The organism is Burkholderia sp. ABCPW 111 (genome assembly GCF_000773065.1).
GTDB classification, from domain to species: Bacteria; Pseudomonadota; Gammaproteobacteria; order Burkholderiales; family Burkholderiaceae; genus Burkholderia; species Burkholderia savannae.
Window position 1 is genome coordinate 1 of record NZ_JPWT01000129.1, and the last position, 16788, is coordinate 16788.

Below are 16788 nucleotides of genomic sequence, written 5' to 3' on the forward strand. Positions count from 1 at the left end.
GGCCGAATCCGTGCCGGTCGCCGTGCTGTTATCGCCCGTCGCCGACGCATTCGTGCCGTTGGCCGTGCTGTTGTCACCCGACGCGGTCGAGTTCGCACCATTCGCCGTGCTGTTGCTGCCCGACGCGGTCGAATCCGTGCCGGTTGCCGTGCTGTTGTCGCCCGTCGCCGACGCATTCGTGCCGCTCGCCGTGCTGTTGTCGCCCGACGCGGTCGAATTCGAACCATTGGCCGTGCTGTTCGTCCCCGACGCGGTCGCGTTGTCGCCGCTCGCGGTGCTGTTGTCGCCCGAAGCGGTTCCCGTGTTCGCCGCGACGCTGCCTTGCAGATCCGACACCGACGTGCTGAGCGACGAGACTTGCGACGTCAGCAGACTGTACTGTTGCGAGAAATCCTGCTGGAGCGTGTAGAGCTGCGAACCGTTCACCGCATCCGTGCTGGTTGCCGAAATCGCGCCCGCCGCCACGTTCGTCAGAAGGACCGGCGTCGTGGCGCCCACGCCGCCGAAGGTGATCGTGGATTTCGACGAATCATCGTAGGACACGACATTCTCCATCGACGTCTGCAAGCCGGCCAGATTCGCGTTGACCGTGCCGAGGCTCGTCGACAGCGACGTCACATCGTCTGCAGTGCCGAGCAGCGAAGTCGACAGCGACGCGATGCCGCTATCAGCGGTGGAAAGCCCCGTCGACGCGCTCGTCGACAGCGACGTCAGATCGCTCGCCGCGCCGAGCAGCGACGTCGACAGTGACGCGATGCCGCTATCGGCGGTGGAAAGCCCCGTCGCCGTGCTCGTCGACAGCGACGTCAGCTGGCTGACGTTCACCGCATCCGTATCGTTGACGCCGGCGGCAACGCCCGTCAGCGTGCGCGCACCCTGGCCTCCCGCGAAATTCACCGTCAGGCCCGGCGAATTGGCGCCGACACTGATCGCTCCGGTCGCTGAATCTTGCGCCACGACGCCCACGCCGACCGAAAGAAGGCTCGTCGAAATCGAAGCGATGCTCGTTGCCGTCGAGGTCGAAAGCGAAGTGATGCTGGTTGCCGTCGAGGTCGACAACGAGGTCAACTGGGACATGTTGACTGCATCGGTCGAATTCACACCGGCAGCAAGGCCACTGAGCAATACGCCGCCGGTCGCATTCGACATCGTCAACACGTTGCCGTTCACGCCGCCCGTCCGGAAATAAATGCTGCCCGCACTGCCGTCGAGAACGATCTGCGTGTCGTCCGCGGTCATCCCCATCCAGTCCGTCGAGCTACCCGCGACCATGCCATTGATCCAACCGGCCGAATTACAACCGTTCCCGGTTATAAGGCCCCCGCTGCCGGCAACGTTGTTGCTACCGCCGTTGTACGTCAAGCACAGACCAGTGTTATTCGCAGCCATTGCCTCGCCGGCAAACGGCCCGACAACGCCCATCGCAACCAGCGATGCAGCGCCCAGCAGCGACAGCTTGAGCACCTTCTTCAGTCCGCCGGCGGATTCCACGACGCTCGAAGCGCGACCACCGCGCCCCACTGCGTGCTCCGACGCCGCAACCCACGTACGCGTCTCTTCGCACCATACCGTTTTGAAAATCTTGTTCATGAGATATTCCCCAATATATTAATTTCGTACTGCTATACGAATAAATTGATTAGAAAACGCCGACTTGGGTATGCGACTGCTCGCTTGAATGAACGGCGCAGATAAAACCAACCGAAGTTGCGGAGTGAATTTCGGATGTCTTTTTAATCCGAACGACGTCTTTTCCGAACTACCAATTCTGATCATCAAGATACAGATTCGAGTCTTCCGGATACATCTCAATAGTTCGAAATAAACGGCGGGGCACGTGAAGATGCCGAGCGCCGTTCTTCATGTGCGACGTGTCGTCACACCGAATTCCCATTCGTATAACGAAATATCGAATCGGAATGCGACCCTCAACGAGTGCGGATCACTGTTTTGGCATTCTTCGCGACGAACGGCCGCACATGCAGCGCCGGCGCATTTGGAGAACGTCCGCATCGGTGAAATAAAGGGCCACGCACGAACACTGCCCGTACGCCGCACGAACGCCTGATGCACGACGCCGACGAATTCGCATTCGCATGAAAGCCGCCGCGCAAACCGCCGAAGCGTCGAAGCGTCGAAGCGTCGACGTTCGCCGCTATTCCCTTTCCAGAATGATTTCGACGCGTCGGTTTTGTGCGCGTCCGTCGTCGGTCGCATTCGACGCAACCGGATTCGACTTGCCGAATCCATTCACGACCACGCGATCCGCCAGCAATCCACGCTCGCGCAGATAGTCGGCAACGGTGCGCGCGCGGCGAGCTGAAAGCGCATTGTTGTACGCATCCGAACCAATGGCATCGGTGTAGCCGGACACCAGCACGACGCGAAACCGCTTGCCCTTCGCTTGGCGAATGACATCGTCCAACGCGCGCTTGCCAAGCAGCTTGAGGTCGGCGCGATCGAAATCGAATAGCGCGTCGCCATGAAACAGCACCTTCTCCGGCGGCTGGACAGGCGGCGGCACAATCGCAGCCGGCGGTTGAGTCTTGATCGGCGGTCGGGGCTTGACTGGCGCATCGCAACGAAACACCAGCCGGTCCGGCGTACGGCCAATCGGCCCGATCGTCTCGAGAACGTGCAAGGACGGCGATCCGGGCTGGATCTCACAAAGCTCCCGAGCCTTCTTCAAGCACGATCCGGTTTCAACGAAAAGGCCCGTGCATTCGACTTCAAACTGCTTCCCTGCGGCATCACCGACCGGACGCGCATTCACCGTCGGACCGGAATAGACGGTACACCCCGCAAGCGCCGACAGCGCAATAACAATGATGAGATTTTTCATGTTCTACTAAATGATTTTTATGTTCGATCCAATGGCGTCACGTCGCGCGTCAACGCGCCGCCCGAGACGCCTCGCACATAAAGGTGACGGCAGCCGGCTCCTGAGGGCCGATCTTCACGACGTGCGACGCTTCGCAAACTTCCGCCGCGCGTTGCCTGCAGGCCTCCATTCCGCCGAACAACCCGGAACACGTCACCCGATACCGCTGAATGCCGTCTTCCGCCCTGATCGAGTAGATATTGGTTCGAGACGTGGAGAAGGACGAACAACCTGCAAGAGCTGTAACGAGCAACAGCACGATAAATTTCATGACGAGTCTGCAATTCGATGGACGAGATCGGTCAAAGCGGAGACGCACGTCCCGCGCGCATTGACCGGATGGAGACATGTACGCGCCAAAATGTGTCCCGGCCGCGGGACGCGGGCTTGCGCAACCGTGTTTCGCCCGTAAGATTAGCGGCGGGCAATTCGATCGGATATCGAAGTTCTACGAATATGGCGAGGCACTTCCGGCGCCGCTTAGGCCGCTTCCGTTCCGGAGCGAACGAGAAATCGAATGGAAATCCGGACCGTCGGTTCACCGCACCTATCCGCGCTACCGGCGAAGCGCGATGCCGACGCTTGCCTCGCCATCGCCCTCACGGTGCGAGCGTGCGCCCGCGCCTCAGCAGGAGTATCGGCAACGAATCGGGCGACAGCCGGTTGCGCCCGCAAACGGACGCGCACGCTGAATCTTCCGCCGCCGCGGCATGAATCACTTGTAGCTGATGGTGAACGTCGCGATGCCGTTCGCCGCGCCCGGCGTGATGACGCTGCCGGTCTGGTAATAGCGCGCCGTCATCGGAATCGCCAGCGTTGTGCCTGCGGTCGCGCTGCCGGCATCGAGTTCGGAACCGAACGTCACCGGCGAGCCGTTCATCAGCAGTTGAATGCCGACGCCGGTCGCCGCCGCCTCGCTTTGCGTGATCGCCAGAACGCCGGGCGCGCCGGAACTGTCTGCCGTCGCGGAAAACGTCAGCGCGACGTTGTACGTGCCGGACGGCTGAGTGCACGTGAGGCCGATGCTGAAATTCCGGTCCGCAAAGGAGGAGCCGATCCCCGTGAAGCGGTCGACGCGCACGTCGCCGAGGGGAACGGTCATGCTGCGCGATCCCGTATCGATGTCGCAGGTATAGGAAACGAACGAAATGCTGGCTAGACCGCGAATGTAATGCGAACCTTTCTTGTTGTTCGTATTACTGTCCAAATAGAAGGCCGGCATGTCCGCCGCGCTGACAACGCCTTGCGCGGGCGTCGCGCCCGTCTTCCTCAATTCCAGGCCGACAGTTCCGCTCGCATAGCCGGCCTTGCCGCCGAGATCGACGACCAGCGGGCTCTTGATTTGCTCCGCAGTGTTTCCGCCCTGCCCCTCGTAGGTCAGCCAGAAGGTCAGCCCGTATTGCTGAAGCGTCGAGCTCAAGTCGGTGCGCCAAACATAAATATTGCTGGTGTCGATCCAACCCAACGTGCAATACGTGCTGAAGCCGATACTGCTCTGGCTCCACAACACTGTCCCGATCGGCGCATCGGACGCGACCGCGATGGCCGGAAGCGTGACGAGCGTCTTGTCGCCTTCGCAAGTCGCCGCGCGCGCGCCCATCGGCAGTGCGGCGGCGGCAATCCATAAGCAGCACGCCACCCTGCGCATGCGAAAGAAACCAAGCGGCCGCACGAGCGATTCCCGTTTCAATTGCATGTCGCCTCCACGGCCGGATACGCGCCGGCCGGCGCTTGCTCGGGCAGCGTGTAGTTCACGTGGCATCGATTCTGCCGCTCCGCGCCCCAGCGAACGAAAAAGCGCCCCTCGATATCCGGCAATCCGGCCACGAACGTCTCGCCGTCCATCCCTACGACGCCGAGCGCCTGCCCCTCGTCGTTTTCGGCCGTCGCCCCCTGCGGAGGAGATGAGCCGTCCGGGCGCGTCAGTGCGAACATCGCCCGGAAGCCGACGACCGAATCGAAGTGGGCTTGAACGACCGCGGCGCGAGTCGGCACCACCTCGCTCACCGGATTGCGGATTTCCACATCCTGCGGCATGCGGCGCGGGTCGATGACGATGCGGTTGACGCGGTATGGATTCAGACGCGGAATCACCGCTTCGCCGGCCCGATTCGTGCTCACGCCAGGATGCATTTCGAAGTGGATTCCACTCACGTTCGGAACTCCCACGACCGCCACGGTATCGCCGAGCGGCTGCGTGAATAGCAGTCCCGTCCCGTGCCACAGCATTCCACCCGCCGCCGTGAGCGCGGCCTGCGAATATCCGCGACCGCTGCCGACCGATGCGCCGTAGCGGCCAAACGGCGCAAGGTAACTCGCCGATGCCGTTCCGCTTACGTCCGACTGGTTCGAATGCGCGACGCCGACGCTGTAATTCAGTTGCTGATCGCTGCTGCCGCCGCCAACCGTCACCTGTTGATTGAAGTGATTCTCGTTGTTTCGGCTTGCGAAGTACGTGACATTCGTGCCGCCGCTCGTCGCACGCGCTCTCGCGCCGCCGAACAGCGCTTCCAGCGGCATCGACAGCGACAACGACACGTTCCAGCTCGACGGCACGCCGTTTCCTTTACTGTACGTGGAATAAAGTCCGTAGCTGGCGCGGCCCCAATTGCCGTTGTAACCGAGTTGATACACCGTGCTGCGCGCCGCACTGCCCCAGTATGTCTGCAGGACCACGCTCGCGTACATCGAGCCTAAGCGGCCCAGACGCTGATTCACGTTGCCTTCCAGGCGTTGGCGTTTCGCGCCGAGCGCGGCCGGTTCGCTGCCGTCGCGCAATTGCACCGCATCGGCGAAGCTGCGATAACCCGCAGTGGAATAACGATACGCAAGCAATCGGAAATCCGTACCCCAACCTCCCACCGCCTTCGCGTAAAGCACGCGAAACGCCTGTCCGGATACCGTACTGCTGTCGGCCATATCGATCGCGCTTCGCGCGTGCGTCACGTCGAACGACACAGCGCCGACGGTGCCGAGATTCTTGCCGATTCCGACCAACACCGATTGATACATGCCGGCCTCGATGACACCGCCATACAACGAGAATTCGCCCGGCAAGCCGCGTGCGAGCGTCGCCATCGCGAAATTCGGATGGGAGCCCGAAATGCCGTCGCGATATTGGCCCGCCGTGACGTTGTAGCGCCACGAGCCGTCGCGCAACAGCATGGGCACCGCGGAGTAGGGTTGCGTAAATGTCGTGACATGCCCGTCGGCCTCGGTGATCGTCACGTCCAGATTGCCCGACGACGATGTCGGATAGAGATCGTCGATCGTGAACGGCCCGGGTGGCACGTAGGTGCTGTAGATGACGAAGCCGTTCTGCTTGATCGTCACCTGCGCATTGGTCTGTGCGACGCCGTGCACAGTCGGGGCATAACCCCGCAGGCTATCGGGCAGCATGGTTTCGTCGGTATTGATCTGTACGCCGCGAAACTGGAAGCCGTCGAAAATGTTGGACGGCGTCGTGCCTTCGCCGGCCATCAGCCGGCTGTTCCAGCCTTGGATATCGCGCTGCACGAACGTGTTGATGATCTGAAAGCGGTCTCGTCCGTCGAGCCCGCGCAGAAACGACGACGTATGCGACAACCGCCAGGCGCCCAGATTGATGCCGCCGCGAAGGCCCGCGTACAGCGTCGTTCGCGAATTGGCGGACGCGTAGTTGCCGCCCGCATATTGCGCGGCACTCAGTTGGTAGTCGAGCAGCGCGGCGTTGATGCCCTGATCCCAGCGAGCCGGATCTACCGATCCGCGCGCACGTCGCTTCAATGCGGCTTGAGGCACCGTCACGTTTAGACGCAGTTGATGGCTGTCGAACGCGACGCGCGCGTCGGGAACGCTGTCGACGATATCGACGCAAGCGTCCTCACGAGCCTGCGCCAGCCTCGGAAGCGCGGCGACGTTGACGCCCCACTCGTCGAACATCCGGGCGGTCAGGCAAGGAACCGCGTCCTCCCGGCTTTCGGGCACGAACTCGATGTCACGCCTGTCGATTGCCTCGTCGTTGACGAAGATCGACACCAGATAAACGCCCGGCAGTACGCGATTCGACGTCGCGTACACGGAAAGGTCCGCCCCGCCCCTGCCGCCGCCCAGTTCGAGAAAGGCGGGATCGAACTCGAACGCTTGCTCGCCACGGACGACGGACGAAAGCGCGGTCAGCGCGGCGGCCAGCACGATCGCTCGTATGCGCAAGAAGCCGACGTCGGCACCCCGATGCCGAGCCATCGCAGCTTATTGCGGTGGCGCGTCCGGCGTTCCGGCTGGTTGCGCGGTCACCTCCGTCGCCTGGGTGACGGCGCCGTAATCGTTGATCGTCGTATAGCTGAACTTGACCGGACCGACATGCGAGATCGCCCTGAGAGGAATCGGGACAATCAGCTCGCTCTTGGGGTTCACCATGTCCGCGTTGATGCTTGCGTTCTGCGCGGCCTGGATTTCGATGGTCGAGAAGGTCACGTGATACGGCGTCGGATTGCTGACCTTCAACGCCGCGCCCTGCCCGATCGGGCTCGGCACGACCGACCATTTGAGTTGCGACGGCGCATCGGCCGCGCTGCCGCGCAAACCGGCAGGCCGGTAAAAGAGCTTGATGCGCGTGAGGACCGCGATCTTCAGCGTGTTGACGTCCGCCTTACGCTTCTGCGTGGGCGGGATTTCCTTCACGTTGAGCCAGTAGACGGATTCGGCGTCCTGCGGCAAACCTGCACCCCGTTTCACGTAGCGCACGCTCACACGCTGCTCCTTGCCGCCGTCCAGACGAAAGAGCGGCGGCGTGACCGTAAACGGCATGCGCCGGGTGTTCCCGTTTCCGTCATCGACGAAGATCTGAATCACATACGGCGTCTCGCCTTTATTGCGCACCGCAACCGACGTATCGCGCGCGTCGGCTTTTGCATCGAACACCACGCGCGTACCGCCGACCTGAATGCCGGCATACGCTTCGACGCCGCCCAACGCGAGGGCGGCAGCAAAAGCGGCGTGACAAATGATAGACAGGCGCATATCTCGTCTCTCCCCGAAAAATTAACTGGCCTAGGTGCCGCGTCGGTGAAATCCGCCCTCGATGCGCGCGATTGCGCGCGCACGGAAGGAGGCGGCATCCGCTACTTGTACGTCAGCGCAAACACGGCGGTAGCGTTCGCCGCGCCGCCCGTCACGGTTGCCGATGTCGCGATATAGCGCGCTGCGAAGTTGAACGTGTTGTCACCCTCGGCGATCGTGTATTCCTTGCTGCTCGTGCCGATGCTGATCGGCGTGCCCGTGTCGTCGACGAGCTGGAGCGCGACGCCGCCCGCCCCGCCGACGGTCGTTTGCAGCGCCTCGGGATTGGCCGTGTCCGTGGTGCCCGTGAACAGCACCGTCGCCCCCGACGTCGACGCACCGCAATTCTTGAGGACAATCTTGAACGCCGTGGTGCCGGTGGTCGATCCCACGCCGCTGAAGTCGTTCGCAAAGACCTTCGCCATGGTGACGGCGCTGCTGGTGGCGGTCGTATCGATTTCGCACGGGACATCGGTGATGCTACCGGTGAAATTGATCGTACCGGTCGTGGCAGTTTGCGAATAAGCCGCGCCGACGGAGAGCATCGACAGCAGAACGGCCACTACCCCGCGTTGCATTCGTTTTGCTTTCATCTCGGTTCCATCCGAAAGGGATAGGTGAAACTATCTTAAGAGACACAATTCTTTACGTCACCATTTTTCACGAACAAATACTTCAATGCGAGTTGCCCTTATCCGAACGGCAGGCATCGCGCAAATTTCACTTGCATTTATCGGAATGCCAGTATTTGGGATTTATTTTCCAAATTAATTACATGATCATTACGAAATAAATTCTTTCGCACCGAAATGGCGCACACGCGATCCACGCATTCGAATCCGCAAAGCGCGGCACAGCGCCTGAAGAGTGCGCGTCGATTCACCGACGACTCTCGAATCGACGGATGCACTCCCCTTTCCCTCCAACAGCAGGACGTCGCCATCCAAACAAAAATCTCGCAGAGCAAGGCCGGAGCACGGGTTCATGCTCGATCCCGAGCCGTCGGAACCATTTGATCCGACGCGACGCACATCCCTTTCACCGCATGGCCAGGCTGATTAAACGAGTGCGCATCGCCCAGCGATAAACAAGATCAATTAAAGGCGATGCTCGAAAACATTTTGACAATAACGATCGATCGTGCAACGACGATTCATGCGTCACGACGTCAATTGATCATACCATTGCAGTCAACAATTTTATTGATGTTTCTTGGCATTGTTAATAATCTTTCACGAGTTGTCCAGGAACCCGAATCAGTAGCCGATTCCTTTGGCGCGAGGCAATCATGACCCGTGGAAACGCCCTTCATGTGCTGGCTCTGCTGCTGATGGCATTTCTTGCTGCGTGCAGCGGCAGCGATCTCGATTCAACTGCCCGACCGCCCGCCGGCCTGAATTACAGCGTTCCGGTGGTCGTCTACGACAAGGGGACGCCGATCATTCCCAATTCGCCGCACAGCAGCGGCGGCTCCATCACGAAGTACGGCGTATCGCCCGCGCTGCCCAGCGGGCTTGCTCTCGATCCCGCAACCGGCGTGATCGCCGGCACCCCGTCCATCGTCGCGCCCGTGACGATTTACGTCGTCACGGGCAGCAACAGCGCCGGCAGCGTGACGGCGCGTGTGCAAATCGAAGTGGAGGACGGCATCGCGGCACCGGACAGCCTCAGCTATCCGGACAATCCGGTCATCTATACGACCGGCGTACAGATCAGCCCGAATACGCCGACGACTTCGGGTGGCGAGATCACGCAGTACGCCGTCGAGCCCGCGCTGCCGGCGGGTCTGACGCTGGACCCGCAGACGGGCGTCATCAGCGGCACGCCGGCCGCCGTGACCGCGCCGGCGAACTACACCATCACCGGCAGCAATAGCGCGGGAAGCGCGCAAGCGCAGGTCAACATCCAAGTACAGGCTCAGACTGCCCCGCCGACGAGTTTGACGTATTCGGACCCGGCGCCGGTGTACGTGGCCGGGCGCGTGATTGCGCAGGACGTCCCGGAACTCGCGGGCGGCGCCGCGACCGCGTATTCGGTGTCGCCAGCCCTGCCGGCCGGCTTGAGCGTCGACGCACAGACCGGGGTGATCAGCGGCACCCCTCAAAACGCGCAGCCCCAAACAGCCTATGCCGTCACCGCCAGCAACAGCGCGGGCAGCGTGACGGCGCAGGTTGCAATCACCGTTACCGCCACCGGACAGTGGCTATCCGTCGATGATCTGACTCAGGCGCGTTACGCCCACACCGCAACGCTGCTACCCAACGGCAAAGTGCTCGTTACGGGCGGCGCCAACAACTTGGGCGTCCCATTGTCGTCAACGGAGTTGTACGATCCGGCGAGCAACACGTGGGCGGCCGGCGCAGGCATGACTCAAGCGCGCAGCGCGCACACCGCGACGCTGCTGCCCAACGGCAAGGTGCTGGCCGCGGGCGGAGCCGGCATCCTGTTTTCCGGCGAAGTGTACGATCCCGCCAGCGATACGTGGACGCCCGTCGTCGCTGCCGTCACCACCACAGACGTGCGCAGCGCACATACCGCAACGCTGTTGCCCAACGGCAAGGTGCTGATCGCCGGCGGCGTGGACGACTTCGGCAGCGCACTGGCCTCGGCAAGAATATACGATCCCGTCAGTAACGGATGGACGAGCGCCGCCAGCATGAATCAGGCGCGCAGCGCACATACCGCGACGCTGCTGCCCAACGGCAAGGTGCTGGTGGCGGGCGGAGCCGGCATCCTGTTTTCCGGCGAAGTGTACGATCCCGCCAGCGATACGTGGACGCCCGCCGTCGCTGCCGTCACCACCACAGACGTGCGCAGCGCACATACCGCAACGCTGTTGCCCAACGGCAAGGTGCTGATCGCCGGCGGCGTGGACGGCAGCGGCAGCGCACTGTCGACGACAAAAATATACGATCCCGTCAGTAACGGATGGACGAGCGCCGCCAGCATGAATCAGGCGCGCAGCGCACACACTGCGACGCTGCTGTCCAACGGCAAAGTGCTGGTGGCGGGCGGGCGAGGCAACGCCCTGTCTTCTGCCGAGATTTACGACCCGAACAACGATACGTGGACGGCGGTTGCCAGTATGAATCAGGGCCGCGCCGTCTACGCCGCAACGCTGTTGTCTGACGGCCGAGTGCTTGTCGAGGGCGGGCACGGCAGCGTCGCCGGCTTCCTCGGCGCCCTTTCTTCGACAGAGGCATATATGCCCTGACGCAACGAAACAAGCGCTGCGGACGACGTGCCATTGATTAGGACAGCGATCGTACGGCACATCGTGCGCGCGAGGCATTCTTGCGTGTGGGCACGGGTACGCGCCAAGCCCACCATGCCGGCGACTTTCTCATTGCACGCATCTGGATCGCGCCCGATACGGCGGCGGCTTTGTCGCCTGCCGCAGCCACACGCCAGCCAGCGCCATGCCCCCTCCAACACGATGGCGGCGCTACAGCGGCTCGCCGAGCAGCAGCAAGGCGTAAGCGTCACGAATACGGGCAGGAAATTCATGAAGCGGCTGGCTCGGCGTGGAGCGCTCAGGCGCACGCCCGTCATCCACGGAGACGGCGCGAGGATCGACACCGCAAGCGCCGCATACAGCACCGGCGACAGCTTCTCGAAGGTCATTGGCGACGAAGGCGCGAGCCGATACCACGGCAAAGGGAACATGACGGCAAACCCGGCCTGCACGGCGAGCGATTGCCAGATGGGCAACGGCAGGCCCGGCGTCTCGGCGGCACGACGCACGTGGCATGCGCAATCTTCGCCACGAGCATCAAGGCATCCCCCGTGCGAATCCCGCTTTGGAGCAAGCTCGCGGGATCACCATGGCCGGTCAGCACAACCGGCCCGATGATCGACAGGAGGCCGCCCACCGACGCCCCGACCGTCAGCGTCTCGCTCGCGAACACGAGGCTCAGCAACGCCGGCACCAGCGGCATGATCGCGATGATGATGCGCACGTTGGTTGCGGAAGCCGACTTCCCCGCAATGTACGCCACGCCTTGGTAGGCCACCATGTTGAGGATCGCGCGCTCAAACCAGGCGAAAGGCGATCGATTCAATAATTCGACAGCTCTCGTCGAATGCCACGAAGAAGCCGCCTTCCTTTGCACACCGGCCCCAAAGAACCTCTGATCGGCCTCACCATCCGCCCCCATAAAATCCCGTTGACTTTATATCTTTCGATATATATCTTTCGATACATCTAAAGACGTAAAGGAGACGGCGATGCGCCACGCTCACCTGTTTTCGCGCCGCGATTGCGGCATGCATGCCTCGTCCGGCCCCGGTCCGCTCGAGATGTTCCGCCACATGATCGGCGGCCATCGCCGCGGCGGCGGCCGGCACGGCTTCGGTCCATTCGGCGGCTTCGGCGGCGGCCCGGGCGGCTTCAGCGGCTTCGGCGGGGACGATGCGATGCCGCGCGGCCGTCAATTCAGCGCCGACGACCTGCAGTTGCTGCTGCTCGCGCTGCTCGCCGAACAGCCGAGCCACGGCTACGAGCTGATCAAGGCGCTCGACACGCGCTCGAGCGGCTTCTACGCGCCGAGCCCCGGCATGGTGTATCCGGCGCTCACGTACCTCGAAGAGCTCGGCTACGTGACCGTGCAGGCCGAAGGCAACCGCAAGCGCTACGCGCTCGCCGATGCGGGCCGCGCGCATCTCGACGCGCAGCGCGAGCGCGTCGACCTGCTGTTCGCGAAGCTCGCGCATCTCGGCCGCAAAATGGAGTTCATGCGCCGCGCATTCGCCGGCGAAACGCCCGCCGCCGAAGACGACACGCACGGCTGGCTGCCGGAATTCGTCGACGCGCGGATGGCGCTCAAGCAAGCGCTCTTTCGCAAAAGCGGCGCCGACGCCGACGAGCAGCGCCGCATTGCGGCGATCCTGCGGCGCGCCGTCGCCGACATCGAAGGCCGGACCGAGGGCTGATCGCGCCGCGTCCGGTTTATCAAGGAGAACCAATCGATATGACCCAACCGACTACCGAGCGCGCCGTCGTTCGCGTGCGCCATACGCTGAAATTCCGCCTGTTGCAGGTCAAGCGCGTTGCCAAGGTGACGCCGCATTTGATGCGCGTGACGCTGACGGGCGACGAACTCGACGATTTCGAATCGGCGTCGTTCGACGATCACGTGAAGGTCTTCTTCCCGCCGCCCGGCGAAGACGCGCCCGCACGCCCCGAATTCGGCCCGAACGGCATCGTGTTTCCCGAAGACAAGCCGCGCCCCGTCGCGCGCGATTTCACGCCGCGCCGATACGATCGCGCCGCGCGCGAGCTCGATCTCGATTTCGTGCTGCATCATCCGGGGCCCGCGTCGCAATGGGCCGCGCAGGCGCGCGTCGGACAGACGCTCGGCATCGGCGGTCCGCGCGGTTCATTCGTGATCCCGAAGGATTTCGACTGGCATCTGCTGATCGGCGACGACACCGCGCTGCCCGCCGTCGCACGGCGACTCGAGGAATTGCCGGCCGGGACGCGCGTCGCCGCGGTGCTGGAAGTGGCCGATCCGTCGGCGCAGATCGAATTCGCGACCGAGGCGAACCTGTACGTCATGTGGCGTCATCGCGACGATGCGGCGAATGGCGAGCGAGGCGCGAGCCGGTTGGTCGACGCGTTGCGGGAACTGCCGCTGCCGGCCGGCGACGGCTACGTGTGGGCGGCCGGCGAAGCGGCCGCGATGCGCGGCGTGCGCGAGCACCTGTGCCGCGAGCGCGGCGTCGCGAAATCGCGGATTCGCGCGTCCGCTTACTGGAAGCACGGCGCGGTTGCGGTGCACGAATCGCTCGAAGACTGATGCGCCAAGCGAGCCTAAAACGCGGCGCACGCGTTCGACTCGCGACAACGGTGTAGCGACGCGCATCGCATGCCAGCGCCACACCCGCTTCGAGCGCATGCGCTCGAAGCGCGCGGCGTTCGTTGCCGACACGCACGCCTCTCTTGTCACGCCTGAATCATCGCGCCACGCATCGATCGGCGCGACGGCATGCGCGCACGCATGCGACCGCCGACGGCGGAAAACGCCCTCACGCGGCGTAGGTCATCGCGTCGCGTTTTCGTATGAACTGCATCGCATCCGCATCGCCGCCGCCGCGCCGGCCTATCCCGAAATAGCCGCGCTTGGCGGCGCTCGCCATGCGCCGATCGCGGCGCACGCTTTTCGTTCGAACTGAATCATGCAACCGCGCGGTTCGAACCCGTCCGCATCGCGCCGCCAAACCGCGCCGCGCATCCCGGCGCGCCCGATTGGCGTCGACCAAGCCATTTCGTTCGTTTCGCGGCCGATTTCCCGCAGATGAATGCCGCACCGGCATCCGCCGGCGCGCACGCGTTTGCATTCCGTCGATCGCCTTTCGGTGCGCGGACATCGGCGCAATCGCGTCTCTACACGCACGGAGTTGCATCCGCGCCGCCGGTGTTCTATACCTATCTCGACGGCATGCGGCCCGTGCGGCGAAGCCATCGCGGCACGCAACGGCGTATTTCATGGGGCACAGAGCGGCCCGCGCCGCCGTGGCCGGATATCGAGACAAGCACGACGCGTCGCGGCGCCTGCGCGCGTCGAATGACAAAAGGAAAAGATCGCGCGATTCGCGCGTCGTCACCCGGATACGCGACCACCATGACTCGCCGCCACACCCACGCAAGCATCCCGAGAACCCTCAGAATCGTCGGCTATTGCGGGCTCGGCGCGATCGCGATCGCGCTGTTCGTCGCGATGTGCGCGATCCTCAAGGACAGCGCGCTCGATCGCGAGGCCGCGCGCCAGATGCACAACGAGAACGTCGAACTGCACGGCGGCGCCGATGTCGAGTCCGGCTCGGCGAACGACGCCGCCCAAACGAGAGCGCCCGGTTAGTTCGGATTCCCGTCGATTGTCGTCAATCGACGCGGATCGAGCGCTCGTGCAATCGCGTGAACGCGACAGCGTGCACCGATTCGCCGACGCGCTCGAGCAGCGCCGTCACCGGGCGGCCGTACAGATGCGCGGCGAGCGCACCGGCGGTTCCGACGAGCGCGCCGCCCGCGATGTCGAGCGGCCAGTGCACGCCGACATAGATGCGCCCCCAGCCGACCACCGCCGCGATGACGGCGAGCACGACGCCCGCCGCGCGCGTCGCGCCGGCGACGAGCAGGCCCGCCGCGACGCTGCAGACGAAGGTCGCGTGATCGCTCGGGAACGAACCGTCGGGCGCATGCGGAATCAATTGCGTGCCGATGCCGAGCGCGAACGGCCGCGGCGAATACCAGAAGTGGCCGATCACCTGCGCGAGCGCGAGCGCGACGCATGCGCCGACGCCCGCTTCGATCGCCTGGCGACGCGTCGCACGCGCGCCCATCACCCAGGTCAGCAGCAGCAGCGCGGGCACCGCGTAGACGAGCCAGTCGGCGGCGAACACGCCGAAGCGAACGGCGGCGAGATGCGGCGCAGAACCCGCATTGAGCGCGGAAAAAACAGCGAGATTGAAGTTTTGCATGGGGTTGAAACGGTAGCGAATCGAACGACGCCGGGTCACCGGTCCGCACGATGCTAGGACGCGCACGCTTAAGGAAGGCTTAACCCGAAGCGCCGCAAGATCGAGATCGAAAGGAAAATCGAAAGTTCTACAACGCGATTCTTCGAGAACGGTCGCTCCCCAAAAGTTCAATCGAACGCGCCGCGCGCCGCGACACGCTGCATCGGGCCGACGTTCACACCCGTTTCACGGGCCCCGTAAATGCTCACCATTGCCCCCGAAAAGCCTCACCTTTCGCCGGAGCGGAACCGGGAGCGAACCGTCTTCCTCGCCCGCCGATACGCGTTCGTTACTGCCTCTGCAACACTGTCAATATTTGTCATTTCGTTGCCGCGATTTCCGCAATAATCTTTTCCAGTTGCGGCATCGCACAATCGATTCGCAGAGGCATACGATATCGGCACCCCGACCACGAAGCGATCAACAAGGAGTCCGCATGAAGCCCAGCCAAGTCCGATCGAATGCATTCGCGATGCCGCTCACGAGCCCCGCGTTTCCGATGGGCCCCTACCGTTTCGTCAATCGGGAATTCCTGATCATTACCTACCGCACCGATATCGACCGCCTCCGCGAAATCGTGCCCGAGCCGCTCGAAGTGAAGGAGCCGCTCGTCCATTACGAATTCATCCGCATGCCGGATTCGACGGGCTTCGGCGATTACACCGAGAGCGGCCAGGTGATCCCCGTCGAGTACAACGGCCAGCCGGGCGGCTACACGCTCGCGATGTATCTGAACGATCACCCGCCGATCGCGGGCGGCCGCGAATTGTGGGGATTCCCGAAGAAACTCGCGCAGCCGACGCTCGAGACGCACATCGACACGCTGCTCGGCACGCTCGACTACGGCCCCGTGCGCGTCGCGACGGGCACGATGGGCTACAAGCATCGGGAGCTCGATCTCGAAGAGCAGGCGAAACGCCTCGCGGGCGCGAACTTCCTGCTGAAGATCATTCCACACGTCGACGGCTCGGCGCGCGTGTGCGAGCTCGTGCGCTACTACCTGCAGGACATCAAGATGAAAGGCGCATGGACGGGCCCCGCGTCGCTGCAGCTCGCGCCGCACGCGCTCGCGCCCGTCGCCGATCTGCCGGTGCTCGAGATCGTCGAGGCGCGGCACCTGCTCGCCGATTTGACGCTCGGCCTCGGCGAAGTCGTCTACGATTACCTCGCGCAGTGACGCGAGCCGCATCCTTCCCTACTTCTTTCTCGACAGGAATTCGATCATGAGCAATCTGAATGGCAAAACTGCAGTCGTGACGGGCGCGGCAAGCGGCATCGGCAAGGAAATCGCGCTGGAGCTCGCGCGTGCGGGCGCGGCGGTCGCGATCGCCGATCTGAATCAGGACGGC

Annotated in this window: 15 protein-coding genes and 1 pseudogene; 6 read left to right on the top strand and 10 right to left on the bottom strand. The window is 63.3% G+C overall.

The window, feature by feature from the left end:
* From bpaC to X946_RS28050, 7 genes and pseudogenes are all read right to left on the bottom strand, one after another.
* Positions 1–1590: pseudogene (bpaC, locus tag X946_RS28020) on the bottom strand (trimeric autotransporter adhesin BpaC); the annotation flags it as partial.
* A gap of 565 nt (positions 1591–2155) precedes the next feature.
* Positions 2156–2842, bottom strand: coding sequence for an OmpA family protein (locus X946_RS32685; protein ID WP_038754891.1), 687 nt, complete (start codon positions 2840–2842; stop codon positions 2156–2158).
* A 49-nt stretch (positions 2843–2891) separates the two neighbouring features.
* Entirely contained in the window at positions 2892–3152 is a 261-nt protein-coding gene (locus tag X946_RS28030) for a hypothetical protein (protein ID WP_038754894.1), read from the bottom strand.
* A 444-nt stretch (positions 3153–3596) separates the two neighbouring features.
* A complete protein-coding gene (locus X946_RS34755; RefSeq protein WP_038754897.1) occupies positions 3597–4577 on the bottom strand; it encodes a fimbrial protein in 981 nt (326 codons plus the stop codon).
* The gene (locus X946_RS28040) at positions 4568–7054 is read right to left on the bottom strand and encodes a fimbria/pilus outer membrane usher protein (RefSeq protein ID WP_038754900.1); all 2487 of its coding nucleotides are present in this window, start codon (positions 7052–7054) and stop codon (positions 4568–4570) included. Before X946_RS28040 ends, X946_RS34755 begins: the two co-directional genes overlap by 10 nt.
* A 57-nt stretch (positions 7055–7111) precedes the next feature.
* Positions 7112–7882, bottom strand: coding sequence for a fimbrial biogenesis chaperone (locus tag X946_RS28045; protein WP_038754903.1), 771 nt, complete (start codon positions 7880–7882; stop codon positions 7112–7114).
* A gap of 101 nt (positions 7883–7983) precedes the next feature.
* Positions 7984–8514 (bottom strand): fimbrial protein, encoded by a 531-nt coding sequence (locus tag X946_RS28050; RefSeq protein ID WP_052145213.1) that lies wholly within the window; start codon positions 8512–8514, stop codon positions 7984–7986.
* A gap of 695 nt (positions 8515–9209) precedes the next feature.
* Here X946_RS28050 and X946_RS28055 point away from each other — a divergent pair.
* Positions 9210–11135: a kelch repeat-containing protein gene (locus tag X946_RS28055; protein WP_152611861.1), complete on the top strand. Its 1926-nt coding sequence runs from the start codon at positions 9210–9212 to the stop codon at positions 11133–11135.
* 406 nt (positions 11136–11541) lie between these two features.
* On the opposite strand, the gene X946_RS32700 is transcribed toward X946_RS28055, so the two are convergent.
* Entirely contained in the window at positions 11542–12078 is a 537-nt protein-coding gene (locus X946_RS32700) for a DMT family transporter (protein ID WP_081990105.1), read from the bottom strand.
* A 70-nt stretch (positions 12079–12148) separates the two neighbouring features.
* Between X946_RS32700 and X946_RS28060 the strand changes: the two genes are divergently transcribed.
* Positions 12149–12853: a PadR family transcriptional regulator gene (locus X946_RS28060; RefSeq protein ID WP_038754909.1), complete on the top strand. Its 705-nt coding sequence runs from the start codon at positions 12149–12151 to the stop codon at positions 12851–12853.
* Between the two features lie 38 nt (positions 12854–12891).
* The gene (locus tag X946_RS28065) at positions 12892–13719 is read left to right on the top strand and encodes a siderophore-interacting protein (RefSeq protein ID WP_038754911.1); all 828 of its coding nucleotides are present in this window, start codon (positions 12892–12894) and stop codon (positions 13717–13719) included.
* 229 nt (positions 13720–13948) lie between these two features.
* On the opposite strand, the gene X946_RS34760 is transcribed toward X946_RS28065, so the two are convergent.
* A complete protein-coding gene (locus tag X946_RS34760; RefSeq protein ID WP_152611862.1) occupies positions 13949–14182 on the bottom strand; it encodes a hypothetical protein in 234 nt (77 codons plus the stop codon).
* A gap of 362 nt (positions 14183–14544) precedes the next feature.
* On the opposite strand from X946_RS34760, the gene X946_RS28070 reads away from it, so the two are divergent.
* Positions 14545–14781 (top strand): hypothetical protein, encoded by a 237-nt coding sequence (locus tag X946_RS28070; RefSeq protein WP_038754914.1) that lies wholly within the window; start codon positions 14545–14547, stop codon positions 14779–14781.
* A 22-nt stretch (positions 14782–14803) separates the two neighbouring features.
* Here X946_RS28070 and X946_RS28075 read toward each other — a convergent pair whose 3' ends face one another.
* On the bottom strand, positions 14804–15400 hold the full coding sequence (locus X946_RS28075) for an undecaprenyl-diphosphatase (RefSeq protein WP_038754915.1): 597 nt from the start codon (positions 15398–15400) through the stop codon (positions 14804–14806).
* A gap of 475 nt (positions 15401–15875) precedes the next feature.
* Here X946_RS28075 and X946_RS28080 point away from each other — a divergent pair, with 475 nt between their 5' ends.
* Entirely contained in the window at positions 15876–16616 is a 741-nt protein-coding gene (locus X946_RS28080) for an acetoacetate decarboxylase (RefSeq protein WP_038754918.1), read from the top strand.
* A gap of 46 nt (positions 16617–16662) precedes the next feature.
* The coding region (locus X946_RS32705) for an SDR family NAD(P)-dependent oxidoreductase (protein WP_152611863.1) at positions 16663–16788 on the top strand (126 nt) is incomplete at its 3' end.